This is a genomic window from Nocardia sp. NBC_01327 (assembly GCF_035958815.1).
Classification (GTDB): domain Bacteria; phylum Actinomycetota; class Actinomycetes; order Mycobacteriales; family Mycobacteriaceae; genus Nocardia.
In genome coordinates, this window is sequence record NZ_CP108383.1 from 8,661,046 (window position 1) to 8,679,635 (window position 18,590).

Sequence of the window (18,590 nt, forward strand, 5' to 3'; positions counted from 1 at the left end):
GGCCTGGTGCGGCTAGTCGGGGATGATGCGGACTTCCTCGGGGGCCTCGTCCGTCTGGTCGGCGGCCGTGGTGAACCAGTGGGTTACCTCGCCCTCGTCGAGGTCGGTGGCGAGGTCCTCGGTCGGGAGGACCGAGAGGGCGCCGGCGGTGGCGGAGGTGAGGAATTCGTCTACGGCGGGCAGGCCCATCGTCGCGGTGGTGAACGTCGTCGATTCGTAGTCGATGTCGTGGTCGGCGCGCAGGGTGGTGGCGCGGTCGAGGGCTTCGGTCTGGGTGAGGGTGGCCCAGGTGCCGGAGGGAGCGCGATAGACGAAGGCCGGGTCGGATTCGGCGAGGGGGCGGACCCGGTCGGTGTAGGTGACCGGGTGTGCGGGGCGAGCGGTGAGATCCGCGTGGACCTTGGGGTCGGAGGGGACCAGCCAGCGAACCGAACTGGCCGCCGGCTCCTTGGCGATGCCGAAGTTGGCGCCCGCCGCGAGGATATCGCCGAAGGACATGCCGTCGGCGAACAGCGCTGCGGCGCCGGACTTCTGGATGGCCCACACCGCGACCACCGCATCGACCGAGCGCGGCAGCGCCACGGCGACGACGTCACCGGGGCCCGCCCCGCGATCGATGAGCAGACGCGCCAGCTGGGAGGAGCGGCGGTCGAGGACGTGGTACGCGGTTTCCTGGCCGTCCCGCAGGAGAGCGGGAGCCTGCGGATCCTCTTCCACCACTTCGGCCAGCACATTGGCCACGGTGCGCGCACCGACCCGGGCCGGCTCCACCGCGGAATCCGGTGCGGTGACAGCACTCTCGGCGAGAATGCGGGCGCGTTCGGTCTCATCGAGGATATCGATGTCGCCGACCAGCGCCGACGGCTCGCCCAGCAGCGAGTCCAGCACCCGATTCAGCCGCGCCGCAAGGGTTTCGACCTCATCGGCGGTGAAGCGGGTATCGAGATAGCGCATGGAGATCTCGATGGTCTCGCTGGCCATGACCACCAGCGTCATCGGGTAGTGGGTGTCGTCGTTCATGCCGACACCGTTCACCGACATACCGTCGATGGAGCTGGCAGCGGCAATCGCGTCCTTGTCGACCGGATAGGACTCGAACACCACGAGGGTGTCGAATTCCGCTCCGGCACCGGCCAATTGCTGAATCTCGGTCAACCCGATGTAGTGGTGATCCAGCAGATCCGCCTGCTCGACCTGCACCCGCTCCAGCATGCCGCCGAGGGTGAGGCGGTCATCGATGCGAATGCGCACGGGCACGGTGTTGATGAACAGACCCACCATGGATTCCACGCCCGCCAGATCGGCCGGACGCCCGGACACGGTGGCGCCGAACACCACATCGCCACGCCCGGTGAGGCGTCCGATGAGAATGGCCCACGCCGTCTGCACCAGCGTATTGACGGTGACGCTGAGTTCCGCGGCCCGCTTGCTGAGCTGACGGGTGCGCTCGGCGTCGACCTCGAGCACGTGCCGCCCGATCTCGTACTGCTCATCGGCGCGCCCGGCGGGTGCGAGCTGAGTCGGCTCGGACACACCGGTGAGCGCACGGGTCCACGCCCGCAACGATTCCTGACGATCCCGCCCGGCCAGCCAGGCCAGGTAGTTCCGGTAGGACGCCACCCGCGGCAGCGCGGACAGATCCCCGCGCACCGCGTACAGCACCAGCAGATCGCGCATGAGCAGCGGCATGGACCAGCCGTCCACCAGAATGTGGTGGGTGGTGATCACGAGGTTCCACTGATCATCCGCGGTCCGGAACAGCGTGAACCGCATGAGCGGCGCGGACGCCAGATCGAAGTGCTCGGCGCGATCGGCGTCGATGAGCTCTCGCATGCGCGAAACGCGTTCCGCCTCCGGCATATCGGTGAGATCGGCGATCCGCCACGGCGCCTCGACCCGATCCATGACGACCTGGTGCGCCTGGCCCGCGGCATCGGTGACGAACGCCGTCCGCAAGCTCGGGTACCGGTCGACGATGGCCTGCGCGGCCGCGTGCAGCCGCTCGGTATCGACAACACCGTGCAGATCGAGAACAGCCTGCATGGTGTAGACGTCCACGGCCTGCCGGCTCTGCGACATCATGGCCTGGAACAGCAGACCGGACTGCAGCGGCGAGAGCGGCCACACCTCGGTCATGGCCGGATAGGTGCGCTCCCAGCCTTCGATATCGCTCTGAGTCACCTTGACCAGCGCCATATCCGACGGCGTGAAGCCACCGGCGTCGGGCCGCCTGGCATGCTCGGCCAGCGCCGTCAGCGCCGCCACGAACAGGTCCGCGAACTCCTGCACCCGCTCGCGGGTCAGCAGTCCGGTCGGGAAGGCGAAGGCCGCGCCCAACTGCGGGCCGTCCTCGCCGTCGGTGACGATGGCATTGATATCGAGGGTGGCATTGGCGGGCATATCGAGATCCATCTCCGCGTCCAGCTGCCCGAGATCGGCCACCGGCACCCAGCCCAGCTCCGAAAGCTGTTCGGGCACTTCACCGGTGGATACGCGACCCAGGTAGTTGAAGCTGATCTGGCCGACGCTGCGCAGCTGCGGAGCGGTCTCCGGGTTCAGGTAGCGCAGCAGACCGTAGCCGAGACCCTTGTCGGGCACGGCGAGCAGCTGCTCCTTCACCGATTTCACAATGTCGCCCAGGGCGTTTCCACCCGCGAAGGCATCATCGAGATCGGCGCCGGCCAGGTCCAGCCGCACCGGATAGGCACTGGTGAACCAGCCGACCGTGCGCGAAAGATCCGCGCCCGCGACAACTTCCTCTTCACGGCCGTGACCCTCGAGCTTGATCAGCGCGGCGTCACTGCCATTGCCACGCCAGCGCGCGACCGCCATGGCCAGCGCCGACAGCAGACCGTCATTGACGCCACCCCGGTACCGGCCCGGAATCGAGGTGAGCACCGCATCGGTGACCGCGGCGGGCACCGTGACCTCGACGCGTTCGACGGTGGCGAAGGTATCCACCGCCGCATCGAACTCGCGAGCGCCCAGCAGCGGATCCGCGGTCTCCACCACGCCCTGCCAGAACGACAGTTCCGCAACACGTTCCGGCGCGACGGCCGCATCGACGAGGGCGTGCGCCCAGCGCCGCATGGAGGTGCCGTTGGCGGGCAGCGCGACCGGCTGATCGAACGCCAGCTGCGACCACGCCACCGCGAGGTCCGGAATCAGAATGCGCCAGGAGACGCCGTCGACCACGAAGTGGTGGGCGGCGACGAGCAGCACATCCGGCCGGCCCGCACCGAACGCGAACCAGACGAACTGCATCATGGAGGCCTGCGCCGGATCGAGACGGCCCAGCGCCGCATCGAGTTCGGCGCTGGCCACCCGGGACAGCTCGGCATCGGCGATATCGGCGGCAACCTCGACGCGATGCACCAGGGCGTCCACATCGACGCCACCGCGCGGCAGCGCCTCGAATTCCCAACCGGCGCTTTCACTTCCGCGCAAGCGCGACCGCAGCACGTCGTGGTGGTCGAAGACCGCGGCAAGCGTGCCGACCAGCACCTTGCGATCGATGCCATCGGGCAGGCGCAGGGCCATGGACTGCGAGAACCGCTGGTATGTAGAGCCACTCGACAGAATCGCCGTCATGATCGGCGTCAGCGGAATATCGCCGACCCCGCCGCCGGGCAGCTCTGCGAGCCGCTCCTGCTCGTTATCCCCGCCCAGCACAGCGACTTCGGCCAGTCCGGCCACGCTGCGCTTCTCGAAGACCTCACGCGGCGTGAACAGGATGCCGCGCGCCTTGGCCCGCGACACCAGCTGAATCGAGAGGATGGAGTCGCCGCCGAGCGCGAAGAACGAATCGTCCGCGCCGACCTGATCCACACCCAGGACCTCGGCGAACACCTCGGCGATCATCGCCTCGATATCGCTGACCGGAGCCCGGAATTCGCGCGGTGCGAGCACCGGCTCCGGCAGTGCGCGCCGGTCCAGCTTGCCCGCCGGGGTGAGCGGAATCTGGTCCAGCACCGTAATGGCGGTCGGCACCATGTATTCCGGCAACCGCGCCGCGGCGTGCTCGGTGAGCGCGGCGATATCGATGACAGCGCCGTCGACCGGCCGCACGTAGGCCGCCAGCATGGTGGTGCCGATATCGGTCTTGTGCCCGACCGTGACCGCGAAGTCCACACTCTCGTGCGACATGAGCGCCGCGTCGATCTCGCCCAGTTCGATACGGAAACCGCGCACCTTGACCTGGAAGTCATTGCGGCCCACGTACTCCACGACGGGGCTGCCCTTGGCATCACGACGCCAGCGCACCACGTCACCGGTGCGGTACAGGCGCTGACCCGGCTCACCGTACGGATCGGCGACGAACCGCTCCGAGGTCAGGCCCGGCCGGGCGTGGTAGCCCCGCGCCAGCTGCAGACCGGCCACGTACAGCTCACCCGCGACCCCCTCGGACACCGGGTGCAGACGCGCGTCCAGCACCATGGCCCGCATACCGCGCACCGGTCCACCGATGACGACGGTATCCCCGGGCGACAGGGCGGCACTGATATTGGTGGCGATGGTGGCCTCGGTCGGACCGTAGGCATTGTGGAAGCGCCGCGGCCCGGCCGGATTCACCGACCACTTGGCAACAAGGTCCGCCGAGACGGCCTCGCCACCGGCGATGATGACCTCCATGCTCGCCAGCTGCGACGGCTCCAGCGAAGCCAGCACCGACGGCGTGATGAGGCCGACCGTGACCCGCTCGCGGGCGATGAGCTCACCCAGCTCGTCGCCGCCGTAGGTCCCCGGCGGGACCACCACCAGCGTGCCGCCCGCACCGAGCGCCAGCAGCAGCTCGAGCACCGAGGCGTCGAAGGACGGTGAGGCGAATGCCAGTGCGCGCGAGGTGGAGTCGAGGCGATAGCGCTCGACCTGTTCGCGGCTGAAGTTGGCCAGACCCGCATGGGTCACGACAACACCCTTGGGCAGACCCGTCGAACCCGAGGTGTAGATGACGTATGCCGCATGCGCGGGCCGGATCGGGGCCCACCGCTCGGCATCGGTCACCGCCGCGGGTGAATGCGATTCGATCTCCGCGATGACCAGCGGGTCGTCGAGCGAGATCCAGCCGGCCAGGCTGACCACCGGCGGCAGCGCCGCCAGCTCGTCGCTCAGCGTAAGACCCAGTACCGCACCGGAATCGGCGATCATGTGCGCAATGCGATCGGCCGGGTAGGCCGGATCGACCGGTACGAACGCCGCACCCGATTTGGCCACGGCCCAGACCGCGAGCACCGATTCGAAGGAGCGCGGAATGGCCACGGCCACCCGTACATCCGGTCCGGCGCCCCGCTCGATGAGCATGCGCGCCAGGCGCGAGGAGGCCGCGTCGAGTTCGGCGTAACCGAGCACCTGACCGTCGAAGACCACGGCCTCGCCGACCGGGTTGGCGGCCACCGCATTGCTCATGATCTCGGGCAGGGTGAGCGACGGCACGGCCGGTCCGCCATGGCGCGACAGCAGATCCGCGCGCTCGGCGGCCGACAGCAGTTGCAGGTCACCGACCGGCAGCTGCGGCCGCGCGGTGATCTGCTCCAGCAGCCTGGTGAAGCGCTGGGCGAAGCGTTCGACGGTGGCGTCGTCGAACAGGTCACGCGCGAAGGCGAATTCGGCGTACATGCCCTCGCCGGCCGCGCCTGCCTCGGTAATCGTCAGCGACAGATCGAACTTGGCCGTCTCGTTCTCGAAATCGACGGCGGCGACCCGCAATCCGGGCAGTTCGAAGGTGCTGTCCGGCAGGTTCTCGAACGACAGCACCACCTGGAACAGCGGGTGGCGCGCGGTCGAGCGCTCCGGATTGATGACCTCGACGAGCCGCTCGAACGGAATATCCGCGTGTGCGAAGGCCTGCAGGTCCGCATCCTTGGCGCGCGCCAGCAGCTGCGCGAAGGTCAGGTCCGCGTCCACCTCGGTGCGCAGCACCAGGGTATTGACGAACATGCCGATCACATTGTCGAGTTCGGCCTCGCCGCGACCCGCGATCGGGGTACCGATGGTGATGTCCTCGGTGCCCGACAGGCGCGAGAGGAATACCGCCAGCGCGGCGTGCACCACCATGAACATGGTCGCGCCCTGATCGCGGGCAATGCTCTGCAGGCCGCGGTGCAGTCCGGCCCCGATGGGGAAGTGCACCTTGCCGCCGCGGAAGGACTGCGCGTTCGGCCGCGGGCGGTCGGACGGCAGATTGAGCTCATCGGGCAGATCCGCCAGCGCGGTCCGCCAGTAGTCGGCCTGCGCGGAGATGAGGCTCTCGGGATCCTGTTCGGAACCGAGCACCGCACGCTGCCAGATCGAGTAATCCGCGTACTGCACCGGCATCGGCGCCCAGCCCGGCGTGACGCCATTGGCGCGCGCCGCGTACGCGATCATCACATCGCGGGTGAGCGGGCCCATGGACCAGCCGTCCGCGCTGATGTGGTGCGCCACGAACACCAGGACGTGCTCGATGACCGGCTCGGCCGGGACCGGAGTCCGGACCATGCCCAGGGCGACGGCAGCCTGCGCGCCGACGGCCCGCAGGGTGGCGGCCTCGAAGGCGTCCGCCACATCCAGGAACGCGGCCTCATGGGCGCCGAGCGGTTCCGCGACAGCGGGGGTCTCGACGCGGAACAGCTTGGCGCGCAACGGCACTTCCGCCGTGACGTCGAAGCCGGTGGAGATGAGCTCGGCAATCCGGTCCCGCACCGATTCGGCGGTCACCGTGATCGGCGTGAGATCCGGAATCGCCTGTGCGGCAGTCACGATGACCTGGGTGGCGGCGCCGTCGGCCTGCGGGTAGATGGTCCGCAGGGTCTCGTGGCGGCCGATCACATCGGCGACGGCCTGCTGCAGCGCGTCCGTATCCAGTTCGCCGGTGAGGCGGACGGCCACCGGAATGTTGTAGGCCGCCGAGGTGATGTCGAACTGGTTGAGGAACCACATGCGCTGCTGTGCCAGCGACAGCGGCACCGAGGCCGGACGCTCCTGTGCGACCAGCGGACGGCGATCACCGGAACCGGCGTGCAGTTCCAGCTTGATGGCCAATCCGGCGACCGTGGAGGCCTCGAACAGGGTCCGGACCGGAACCCGGCTGTCCAGCGCCGCGCCGAGGCGTGCGGCGACCTGCGTTGCCAGCAGCGAGTTTCCGCCGAGGGCGAAGAAATCGTCGTCCGCACCGACCCGTTCCGCGCCGAGGACCTCGGTGAACACCCCCGCCACGATCTCTTCGATCGGGGTGGACGGCGCGCGGAAGGCCTGGGTCTCGAACTCGGGTTCCGGCAGCGCCTTGCGATCCAGCTTGCCGTTGACGTTCAGCGGCAGCGCATCGAGCACCACGAACGCCGACGGCACCATGTACGACGGCAGCGCCGCCGACAGGACCGACTTCGCCTGTGTCACTTCCACGCTCGCGGCGAGATCGGACGGCACCAGGTAGGCGACCAGGCGGTCACCGGTGCGCTGATCCGACTTGGCCAGCACCGCGACCTGAGCGATCTCCGGCATGGCCAGCAGCGCCGCCTCGATCTCACCGAGCTCGATACGGAAACCACGGATCTTCACCTGGAAGTCCGTACGACCCCGATACTCCAGCTCACCATTCGCCGCCCAAGCGACAAGGTCACCCGTGCGGTACATGCGCTCGCCATTGCCGAACGGGTTGGCCACGAAGCGATCCGCGGTCAGGTCGGCACGACCGAAGTAGCCGCGCGCCAACTGCGCACCCGCCAGATACAACTCACCCGAAACACCGGCCGCAACCGGGTGCAGGCGCGAATCCAGCACGTAGACCTGGCTGTTCCACTCCGGAGCACCGATCGACACCGAACCCTGATCGGCATCGGTCACCAAGTGCGAGGTGATCGACACCGCCGCCTCGGTCGGGCCGTACAGGTTGAACAGCCGCGCGGACGCATTGGCCTTACGGAAGCGCTGCGCGACCGTCGCGGGCAACGCCTCACCGATCGCCAGCACCCGGCGCAACGAACTCGTCAGCACGCCACCGGATTCGGTGAGCAGCGCGTCCAACATCGACGGCACCACATGCAGCGTGGTGACCAGCTCACGAGCCATCAACTCGTTCAAGTACGCCGGATCACGATGACCATCCGCCGAAGCAATGACCAAGCGGCCACCGCAGACAGCGGCCGACCAGAATTCCCAGACCGAAAGGTCGAAGGTCGCAGCGGTCTTGAGCAGCACCGCATCATCGACCCCGAGACCGAATTCGGCGGTCTTCCACTGCAACTGGTTCGCAACCGCAGCATGCGGCAGCGCCACACCCTTCGGACGACCCGTCGAACCGGACGTGAAAATCACATACGCGGTATGCGACGGCAACAGCGGCGAGACTCGCTCAGCATCGGTAATCGCGTGGACCGCAACCGATTCCAGCCGCAGCTGGTCGAGGCGCACCAGCGGCGCGGCCTCGGTGCTGAAGCGAGCCTCGGCATTGGTGAGCACGCACACGGGAGCAGCAGTTTCGAGGATGTAATCCGTGCGCTCGGCAGGCTGATCCGGATCCACCGGCACGTACGCGCCACCGGCGACGGAGACGGCGTACATGGCCACGACCAGATCGACCGAGCGCCGCAGCGCCAGCGCGACCCGCGACTCCGGGCCGACACCGATCGAGATCAGGTGCCGGGCAAGACGATTCACCCGGTTGCCGAGCTCGGCATAGGTGAGAACTTCACCATCGGGCCCGATCAGCGCGACCGCCGTCGGAATGGCCGACACGGTGGCGTTCAGCAGCGATACCAGGGTCGCGGCCGAATCCGTCTCGTGCACAGTCGCATTGCGCGCACTGAGCAGATCGGTGCGCTCGATATCGGCCAGCAGCTCGATATCGCCCACCGCCGTATGCGGTGCGGCGGTGATCGCGCCGAGCAGTCGCACGAAACGATCGACGAAGCCCTGCACGGTCGCGTGATCGAACAGATCGGTGGCGTAGGTGAACAGACCGGTGATGCCCACCGGTGTGCCCGCCTCTTCGTACCGGTCGGTGGCGATCAGGTGCAGATCGAACTGCGAGATCTGCGTATCGATATCCAGACCGGAGACGGTCAGCCCCGGCAGTTCGAGATTGGACTGCGCCAGGTTCTGGAACGACAGACCCACCTGGAACAGCGGGTGCCGCGCCGTGGAGCGCACCGGGTTGAGCACCTCGACCAGACGCTCGAACGGCACATCGGCATTCGCGAACGCCTGGATATCGGTCTCGCGCTGGCGGGCCAGCAGCTGGGTGAACGCGGCATCGGTGTCGACCCTGGTGCGGAACACCAGGGTATTGACGAACATGCCGATGAGGTCGTCGAGCACGGCCTCGCCGCGACCGGCCATCGGGGTGCCGATGGCAATGTCGTCGGTGCCGGACAGACGGGCCAGCAGTACCGCGAGCGCGGTGTGCACGACCATGAACAGCGTCGCGCCCTCGGCTCGGGCCAAATCGACCAGCGCACGGTGCATTTCGGCATCGATGCGCAGTTCGACCTTGCCGCCGGCGAAGGACTGCACCGCCGGGCGCGGACGATCGGAGGGCAGATCCAGCTGATCCGGCAGCTCGGCCAGCGCCGACTTCCAGTAGGCGACCTGCTTGGTCGACAGCGATTCCGGATCGTCCTCGCTGCCCAGCAGATCGCGCTGCCAGATGGAGTAGTCGGCGTACTGCACCGCGAGCTTGGACCAGCCCGGACGCTGCCCGATAGAGCGGGCGGCGTAGGCCATCATCAGATCGCGGGTCAGCGGGCCGACCGACGAGCCGTCACCGGAGATGTGGTGGATCGCCAGTGCGAGTACGTACTCGGTCGATTCCTCGTCACCGATGCGGAACAGCGCCACCTTCAGTGGCACCTCGGTGGTGACGTCGAAGACCGTGGAGGTCAAGGCCACCACCGCGGCGGCGACCTCGTCGGCGCCGACGGTGCGCACCTCGAGCTCGGGCACGGCCTGGGCGGTCGACAGGATGACCTGCACCGGACCGGTCTCGGTCTGCGGGTACACGGTCCGCAGAATCTCGTGGCGGGCAACAACATCCACAATCGCGGCACGCAGCGCGTCCACATCGAGGGCGCCGGACAGGCGCACCGCGACCGGCACGTTGTAGGCCGCCGACTGATTGTCGAAGCGGTTGAGGAACCACATGCGCTGCTGTGCCAGCGACAGCGGAATGCTGTCGGGGCGCGGCCCGGCGGTGAGCGCCTTGCGGCCGCCCGCACCGGCATCGTGCTCCACCCGTGCCGCCAGTGCGGAGACGGTGGTCGCCTCGAACATCAGGCGCACCGGCACCCGGGTGTTGAGCGCCTCGCCGAGGCGAGCCGCGACCTGGGTGGCCAGCAGTGAGTTTCCGCCCCAGGCGAAGAAGTCGTCATCGAGACCGATGCGACCGCCCTCGATGTGCAGGACATCGGCGAACACGCCGGCCACGATCTGCTCGATCGGGGTGACGGGTGCGCGGAAGACCGCCTTCTCGAAGCTGGGCGCGGGCAGCGCCTTGCGATCGAGCTTGCCATTGGCGTTCAGCGGCAGCGCGTCGATCTGCATGAAGACCGACGGCACCATGTACGACGGCAACTCCGCCGACAGCGCCGATTGCATTGCCTGCTTGTCGATTTCGCCGTCGGAGCCGACAACGTAGGCGACGAGACGATCGCCGAGCGCCGGATCCTGGTGCGCGACAACGGCGGCGGAGGCGATGGAGGACTGGCGCAGCAGCGCCGACTCGATATCGCCGAGCTCGATGCGGAAACCGCGGATCTTCACCTGGAAGTCGGTGCGGCCCCGGTACTCCAGCTCACCGGCGGCATTCCAGGCCACCAGGTCACCGGTGCGGTACATACGAGCGCCGTCGGTACCGAACGGGTTCGCCACGAACCGATCCGAGGTCAGATCGGCGCGGCCGTAGTAACCGCGCGCCAGCTGCGCGCCTGCCAGGTAGAGCTCACCGGACACACCCACCGGCACCGGCCGCAGGCGCGAATCCAGCACGTACACCCGGCTGTTCCATTCGGGCGCACCGATGGACACCGACATCTCGTCGGCATCGGTCACCCGGTGGCTCGTGATCGAGACCGCGGCCTCGGTCGGGCCGTACAGGTTGAACAGCTCGGTGCGCGGCCGCTCGGCACGGACCCGCTGCGCCAGCGGTCCGGGCAGCGCCTCACCGATGGCGAGAATGCGCCACAGCGAATCCGGCAGGCCGTCGGCGAGCAGTGCGTCCAGCATGGACGGCACCACGTGCAGCGTCGTCACCCATTCCCGGGCGATGAGCTCGTTGAGGTACGCCGGATCCCGGTGCCCGTGCGGCTGCGCGATGACCAGGCGGCCACCGCAGGCGGCGGCGGACCAGAATTCCCACACCGAGAGGTCGAAGGTCGCGGCCGTCTTGAGCAGTACCGCATCGGCCGGATCGAGGCCGAATTCAGTGGTCTTCCACAGCAACTGGTTGACCACGGCGCCGTGCGGCAGCGCCACACCCTTCGGACGACCGGTCGAACCGGACGTGAAGATGATGTACGCCGTATTGGCGGCCGTCAGCTCCCGCACCCGCTCGGCGGCGGTGATCGGCTTATCGGAGTGGCCCGACAGCTCCAGCTCATCGATGGCCAGCACCTCGATGGCCCCGATACCGGCCGCATCCTCGCCCTCGGCAGCGATGGCGAAGCCGTCCCGGCTCGTGGTGAGTACGCAGGCGGGGGCGGCGATGTCGAGAATGTAGTTGGTGCGGTCGGCGGGCTGATCCGGATCGATCGGCACATAGGCCGCACCGGACTTGGCAATCGCGTACATGGCGACGACCAGATCCGCGGAGCGCCGGATGGCAAGGCCCACACGGTCTTCCGCACCGATGCCGCGGGCGATGAGCTCGCGGGCCAGGCGGTTGACCCGCACGTCGAGCTCGCGGTAGGTCAGCGTTTCGACCCCGTCGGCGGTATCCGCCACCAGGGCCACGGCCTTCGGGTCGGCCGCGACGGCGGCGTCGAGCAGGGTGACCAGGGTGGCGGTCGCGCCCTCCGGGAACACCTCGGCGACATCCTGTGCGGTGTTGTTCCACTGCAGCAGGATTCGGTCGTTCTCCGCGGCGTCGAGAATATCGATCTCGCCGACCGTGGCGGTGGCGTCCTCGAGCACGGCATCGAGCACCCGCAGGAACCGGTCGGCGAATCCGCGCACGGTGGATTCGTCGAACAGGTCGGTGGCATAACCGAATTCGGTGAGGATCTCGGCCGGCGCGCCGTCATCGGTGTACCGGTCGTAGAGCGTCACGTGCAGATCGGTCTTGGCCAGCTGCGATTCGAACTGCACCGCGCTGACATGCAGGCCCGGCAGTTCGAAGGCGGTCTCGGCCAGGTTCTGGAACGAAAGACCCACCTGGAACAGCGGATTGCGCGCATTGGAGCGCACCGGGTTGAGCACCTCGACCAGACGCTCGAACGGCACCTCACCATTGGCGAAGGCTTCCAGATCGCGCTCGCGCACCTCGGCGAGCACATCGGCGAAGGTCACCGCGCGGTCGATGCGGGTGCGGAACACCAGCGTGTTCACGAACATGCCGATGAGATCGTCGAGTTCGCGCTCACCGCGGCCCGCGATCGGGGTGCCGACGGCAATATCGTCACTGCCGGACAGGCGGGACAGCAGTACCGCCAGCGCCGCGTGCACCACCATGAACAGCGAGGCGTTATTGGCGCGCGCCAGCTCGTGCAGCCTGGCGTGCCGTCCGGCGTCGATATCGAAGCGCAGCGCCTTGCCGTGGAACGACTGCGCGGGCGGGCGCGGCCGATCGGTGGGCAGTTCCAGCTGATCCGGCAGTTCGGCGAGCGCGCGGGTCCAGTAGCCGACCTGCTGTGCGGCAAGCGATTGCGGATCCTCTTCCGAACCCAGCACCGTGCGCTGCCACAGCGCGTAGTCGCCGTACTGCACCGGCAGCGGAGCCCACTGCGGGGCTTCGCCATTGGCGCGCGCCACATAGGCGGCCATGACATCGCGCGCCATCGGGCCCATGGAGGAACCGTCGGCGGAGACGTGGTGGATGGTGAAGGCCAGCACGTGCTCTTCGGTATTGCTGTCGGAAGCGCCGAGAGGGGGAGCGATGCGGAACAGCTTCACCGCGAGCGGCACCTCGACGGTGACATCGAAGGTGGTCATGGCGAATTCGATGACCTTGCCCAGCAGATCGCCCTCGGCGACCGCCTCGGGAACCAGCGACAGATCGGTCTGCGTCGCGGGCAGGATGACCTGGTGCGGACCCTCGGCCGAGCGCGGGTAGACCGTGCGCAGCACCTCGTGCCGGTTGATCACATCGCCGATGGCCAGCTTCATGGCGGTGAGATCGAGCGCGCCGATGAGCCGCACCGCGAGCGGAATGTTGTCCACCGCTGAGGTACTGGTGTCGAACTGGTTCAGGAACCAGTAGCGCTGCTGTGCCGGGGAGAGCGGCAGATTGTCCGGACGCTCCCCGGCGACCAGGCGCGGGCGGGCCCGGCCGGAACCGGCGGCCCGCTCCACGCGGGCGGCCAGCGCCGCCACCGTGGAGGCTTCGAACAGATCGCGCACGGCCAGCTGGATATCCAGGGCCGCACCCAGGCGTGCGGTCACCTGGGTGGCGATGAGCGAGTTACCACCGAGCTCGAAGAAGTCGTCGTCGACACCGACACGGCCGACGCCGAGCACATCGGAGAAGGTCCCGGCCACGATCTCTTCGATCGGCGTGGACGGCGCCCGGAAGACCTTGGCCTCGAAGACCGGTGCGGGCAGCTTCTTACGATCGAGCTTGCCGGAGGCATTGAGCGGGAAGGCCTCCAGCACCACGAAGGCGTTCGGCACCATATAGCCCGGCAGGGCGTCGCCGAGTTCGGCGCGCACGCCCTCCACGTCCACCACCAGACCCGCGGCGGGGATGACGTAGGCCACGAGCTGATCGCCGAGACGATCGTCGCTGCGCACCACGACCACCGACTGGGCGATGGAGTCGACGGCGGTGAGGGCGGCTTCGATCTCGCCGAGCTCGATGCGCAGACCGCGCAGTTTCACCTGGAAGTCGGTGCGGCCCAGGTATTCCAGTTCGCCCGCGCCGGTCCACTTCACCAGGTCACCGGTGCGGTACATGCGCGCGGCGTGGTGGAACGGATCGGCGACGAAGCGGTCGGCGGTCAGGTCCGGACGTGCGACATAGCCGCGCGCCAGCTGCACGCCCGCGAGGTACAGCTCACCCGCGACACCCGGGGCGACCGGGTGCAGGCGCGCATCCAGCACGTAGACGCGGGTATTGAAGACCGGGCGGCCGATCGGCACCGAGACGGTGTCGGCCGCCGTCACCTCGTGATAGGTGACGTCGACGGCGGCTTCGGTCGGGCCGTACAGGTTGTGCAGTTGCGCGCCGGTCAGCTCGAGCAGCTTGTGCGCGGTCGGTGCGGGCAGCGCCTCACCGGACGCGAAAACCTGTCGCAGCGAAACGCATTCGGTGGCCTTGGGCTCGGCCACGAACACCGACATCATCGACGGCACGAAGTGCGCTGTGGTGACGTCGTATTCGGCGATGAGATCGGCCAGGTAGGCCGGATCGCGATGACCGTCCGGCTTGGCGACCACCAGCTGCGCACCGACCTGCAAGGGCCAGAAGAACTCCCAGACCGAGACGTCGAATGTCGCCGGGGTCTTCTGCAGGATCACATCGTCGTCGAACAGCCCGTACTCGGTCTGCATCCAGACCAGGCGGTTGACGATGGCGGCATGGGTGACCGCCACACCCTTCGGGCGCCCGGTCGAGCCGGAGGTGAAGATCACGTACGCGGTATGCGATTCCCGCAGCGGCGCAGTGCGATCCGCGTCGGTGAGCGGTGCGTCCGAGTACTCCGACAGGTCGATCTCGTCGATACGCAGTGTGCGCGTACCGGATTCGAAACCGTCCCGGGTGGTGGTGAGCACGCACACCGGCCGAGCGGAGTCGAGCACATACCCGTTGCGCTCCTCCGGATGATCCGGATCCAGCGGCACGTACGCGCCACCGGCGGCGATGACGGCGTACATGCCGATCACCAGATCGAGCGAACGGCGCATGCCCAGGGCGACAAACGAATCCGGTCCGACACCCTCGGCGATCAGGTGCCGCGCCAGCTGATTCACGCGCGCCGCGAACTCGCCGTAGGAGAGGGCTGTCCCCTCGAACACCACCGCGGTGGCCTTCGGCGTCTGCGCGGCCTGGGTCGCGAACATGGACGCGAGAGTGACGTCGGCCTCGGACTTGCGACCGGCCAGGGCCACCCGGGTCACGTCGTATTCGGTGGCGTTCCAGGACCGCAGCACCTTGCGGCGCTCGGCATCGTCGAGCACCTCGATATCGCCGACCAGCGTGCTCGGCTCCGCGACCACGGCACTCAGCGTGCGCACCAGGCGAGCCGCGAAGGCGGCAATGGTGGAGGCGTCGAAAATATCGGTGGCGTAGGCGAATTCGGCGGTCATACCGTCGATGACGCCGTCCGTGCCGAGCCGTTCGGTCAGGTTGAGGTGCAGGTCGAACTTGGCGGTGACGACGTCCAGGGGCACGCCCGCCACTTGAAGACCCGGCAGCGTGAAGCTGGCTTCGCCGGTGTTCTGGAACGACAGCATGACCTGGAACAGCGGATGCCGGGCCTGCGAGCGGGCCGGGTTGAGAATCTCCACCAGGCGCTCGAACGGCAGATCGGCATGGCCGAAGGCCGACAGGTCGGTGTCCTTGGTACGGGCCAGCAGTTCGGTGAACTTCTCTCCCGAATCGATCGGCGTCCGCAGCACCAGGGTGTTGACGAACATGCCGATGGCATCGTCGAGCGCGGCCTCACCACGGCCGGCGACCGCGGTGCCGATGGCGATATCGTCGCCGCCGGACAGGCGGGACAGCAGTGCCGCGAAGGCCGCGTGCACCACCATGAACAGGCTCGCGCCGTGCTCACGGGCGAGGTTGTTCAGTCCGCTGAGCAGTTCGGGGTCGACCGAGAACTCGTGCACGCCACCGCGGTTGGAGGCCACGGCGGGGCGCGGGCGATCCGACGGCAGGTCGATCTGGTCCGGCAGGCCGGCCAGCGCATCCGACCAGTAGCCGACCTGCTGGGAGATCAGCGAGCCCGAGTCCTCTTCCGAACCCAGAGTCTCGCGCTGCCACAGCGCGAAGTCGGCGTACTGCACCGGCAGCGGAGTCCACTGCGGTGCGGCGCCGGTCGCGCGGGAGGCGTAGGCGAGCATGACGTCGCGGGCCAGCGGGCGCACCGACCAGCCGTCACCGGAGATGTGGTGCACCACGAAAACCAGCACGTGCGTGGGCTGCTCGGCATCTTCGACCTGGAACAGTCCGGCGCGCACCGGCGGTGCGACGGTGACGTCGAAGCCGGTGAGCACCAGTTCGGCAATGCGTTCGCGCAGTTCCGATTCGGTGACCGCGATGGACGCGAGGCCATTACCCGCGACGGCCAGGAGGGCCGAAGCGTCCTCTGCCTCGCCCGATTCGGCGTTGCCGGTCTCCTCCGCCGTGGTCGCATCGCTACGCAGCAGGGTGTCGAGGCGAACCTGGTCGGCGGGCAGGATGACCTGCACGCCACGGCCTTCGATGTTCTCCGGGTAGACGGTGCGCAGCACCTCGTGCCGCTCCAGCACATCGCCGACCGCATCCAGCAGCGCATCCACATCGAGGTCGCCGGTGAGGCGGACCGCGAGCGGGATGTTGTTGACGGCCGATGCCGTGTCGAAGCGGTTCAGGAACCACATGCGCTGCTGCGCGAGCGACAGCGGGATCTCGTCCGGACGCTCCTGCGCGACAAGCTCGCTGCGGCTACCGGTGCCCGCCTGCGCCTGCACGCGGGCCGCCAAAGCGGCCACGGTCGGGGCATCGAACAGCGTGCGCACCGGCACGCGGGTATCGAGAGCCGCACCGAGTCGTGCGACAACCTGAGTCGCGATGAGCGAGTTGCCGCCCAGCTCGAAGAAGTCATCCTCGGCACCCACCGGGAGCTCGAGTCCGAGCACCTCGGTGAAGACCGCAGCGACAATTTCCTCGGCAGGGGTTGCCGGAGCACGGAACTCGCGAGCAGCGAACTCCGGCTCGGGCAGGGCACGGCGATCGAGCTTGCCATTGGCATTGAGCGGGAACGCATCCACGGCCACGAACGCAGCCGGAACCATGTACGAGGGCAGCTGCTCCGACAGGTGGGCGCGCAAGGCGTCCGACTCCACGGAACCATCGGCCGGAACGACATAGCCGACCAGCTGATCACCGGTGCGGGCATCCGAACGCAACACCACAACGGCCTGTGCGACCGAATCATGTGCGGTGAGCGCCGACTCGATCTCGCCGAGTTCGATGCGCAGACCACGCAACTTCACCTGGAAATCGGTGCGACCCAAGTACTCCAGCTCACCGGCGGCAGTCCAGACCACCAGGTCACCGGTGCGGTACATGCGCTCACCGGGGGTGAACGGGTTCGCCACGAAACGATCCGAGCTCAGGTCCGCCCGCGCAACGTAACCACGGGCCAATTGCACGCCCGCGAGGTAGAGCTCACCCGCCATACCCGGCGCGACCGGGTGCAGACGCGAATCCAACACGTAGAGCTGGGTATTGAAGACCGGATGACCGATCGGCACCGTCTCGGTATCCGCGTCGACGACCTGGTGGTACGTCACGTCGACGGCAGCCTCGGTGGGGCCGTACAGGTTGTGCAGTGCCGCACCGGTCACCGCACGCAACTGCTGAGCGGTGGTCGCGGGCAACGCCTCACCGGAAGCGAAAACCAGACGCAGACTCGTGCACCGGGCCGCAGTCGGCTCGGCAACGAATACGGCAAGCATCGACGGCACGAAGTGCGTGGTCGTGACACCTTCTGCGGCAATGACCTCCGCCAGGTACACAGGGTCGCCATGACCGTCGGGCTTAGCCACGACCAGGCGTGCACCGATCTGCAAGGGCCAGAAGAACTCCCAGACGGACACATCGAAGGTGGCCGGAGTCTTCTGCAACACCACATCATCAGCGGTCAGGCCGTACTCGGATTGCATCCACACCAGGCGGTTGACGATGGCTTGGTGAGTGACCGCCACACCCTTCGGCCGACCGGTCGAACCCGACGTGAAGATGACGTACGCGATATTCGACGACCGCAGCGGCGCACGACGATCCGCATCCGTCACCGGAGCATCGGAGTAGCCGGACACATCGAGCGCATCGACCGCGAGCACCGAGACACCCTCGTGGGTGAACCCGTCGCGCTCGGTGGTCAGCACGCACACCGGATCGGCGGTATCGAGCACATACGCAATGCGATCGGCAGGCTGATCCGGATCCAGCGGCACGTACGCGCCACCGGCCTCCAGCACCGCGTACATGGCGATCACCAGGTCCAGCGACCGGCGAATGCCCAGCGCGACCAGGCTGTCCGGGCCGACTCCGGCCTCGATCAGCTTGCGCGCCAACTGATGCACACGTCCGGCGAACTCGCCGTACGAGAGCTCTGCCCGTGCCTCGCCGCGCTCGGGTGTCCCCTCGAACGAGAGAGCTGTGGCGTCGGGAGTACGCGCGGCCTGCGCCTCGAACAGCGCGACCAGCGTATTCGCGGCATCACCGGTCCAGGCCACCCGCATGATGTCGCCGC

At 68.0% G+C, this 18,590-nt stretch carries 1 protein-coding gene (running past one end of the window); it reads right to left on the reverse strand.

From position 1 onward, the window contains the following. Positions 1-12: 12 nt before the first annotated feature. Positions 13-18,590, reverse strand: the final stretch of a protein-coding gene (locus tag OG326_RS40025) for a non-ribosomal peptide synthase/polyketide synthase (protein ID WP_327142289.1). The gene runs 25,990 nt beyond the window's last position; 18,578 of the gene's 44,568 nt are visible here — the last part of the coding sequence; its start codon lies off the right edge, out of view; its stop codon occupies positions 13-15.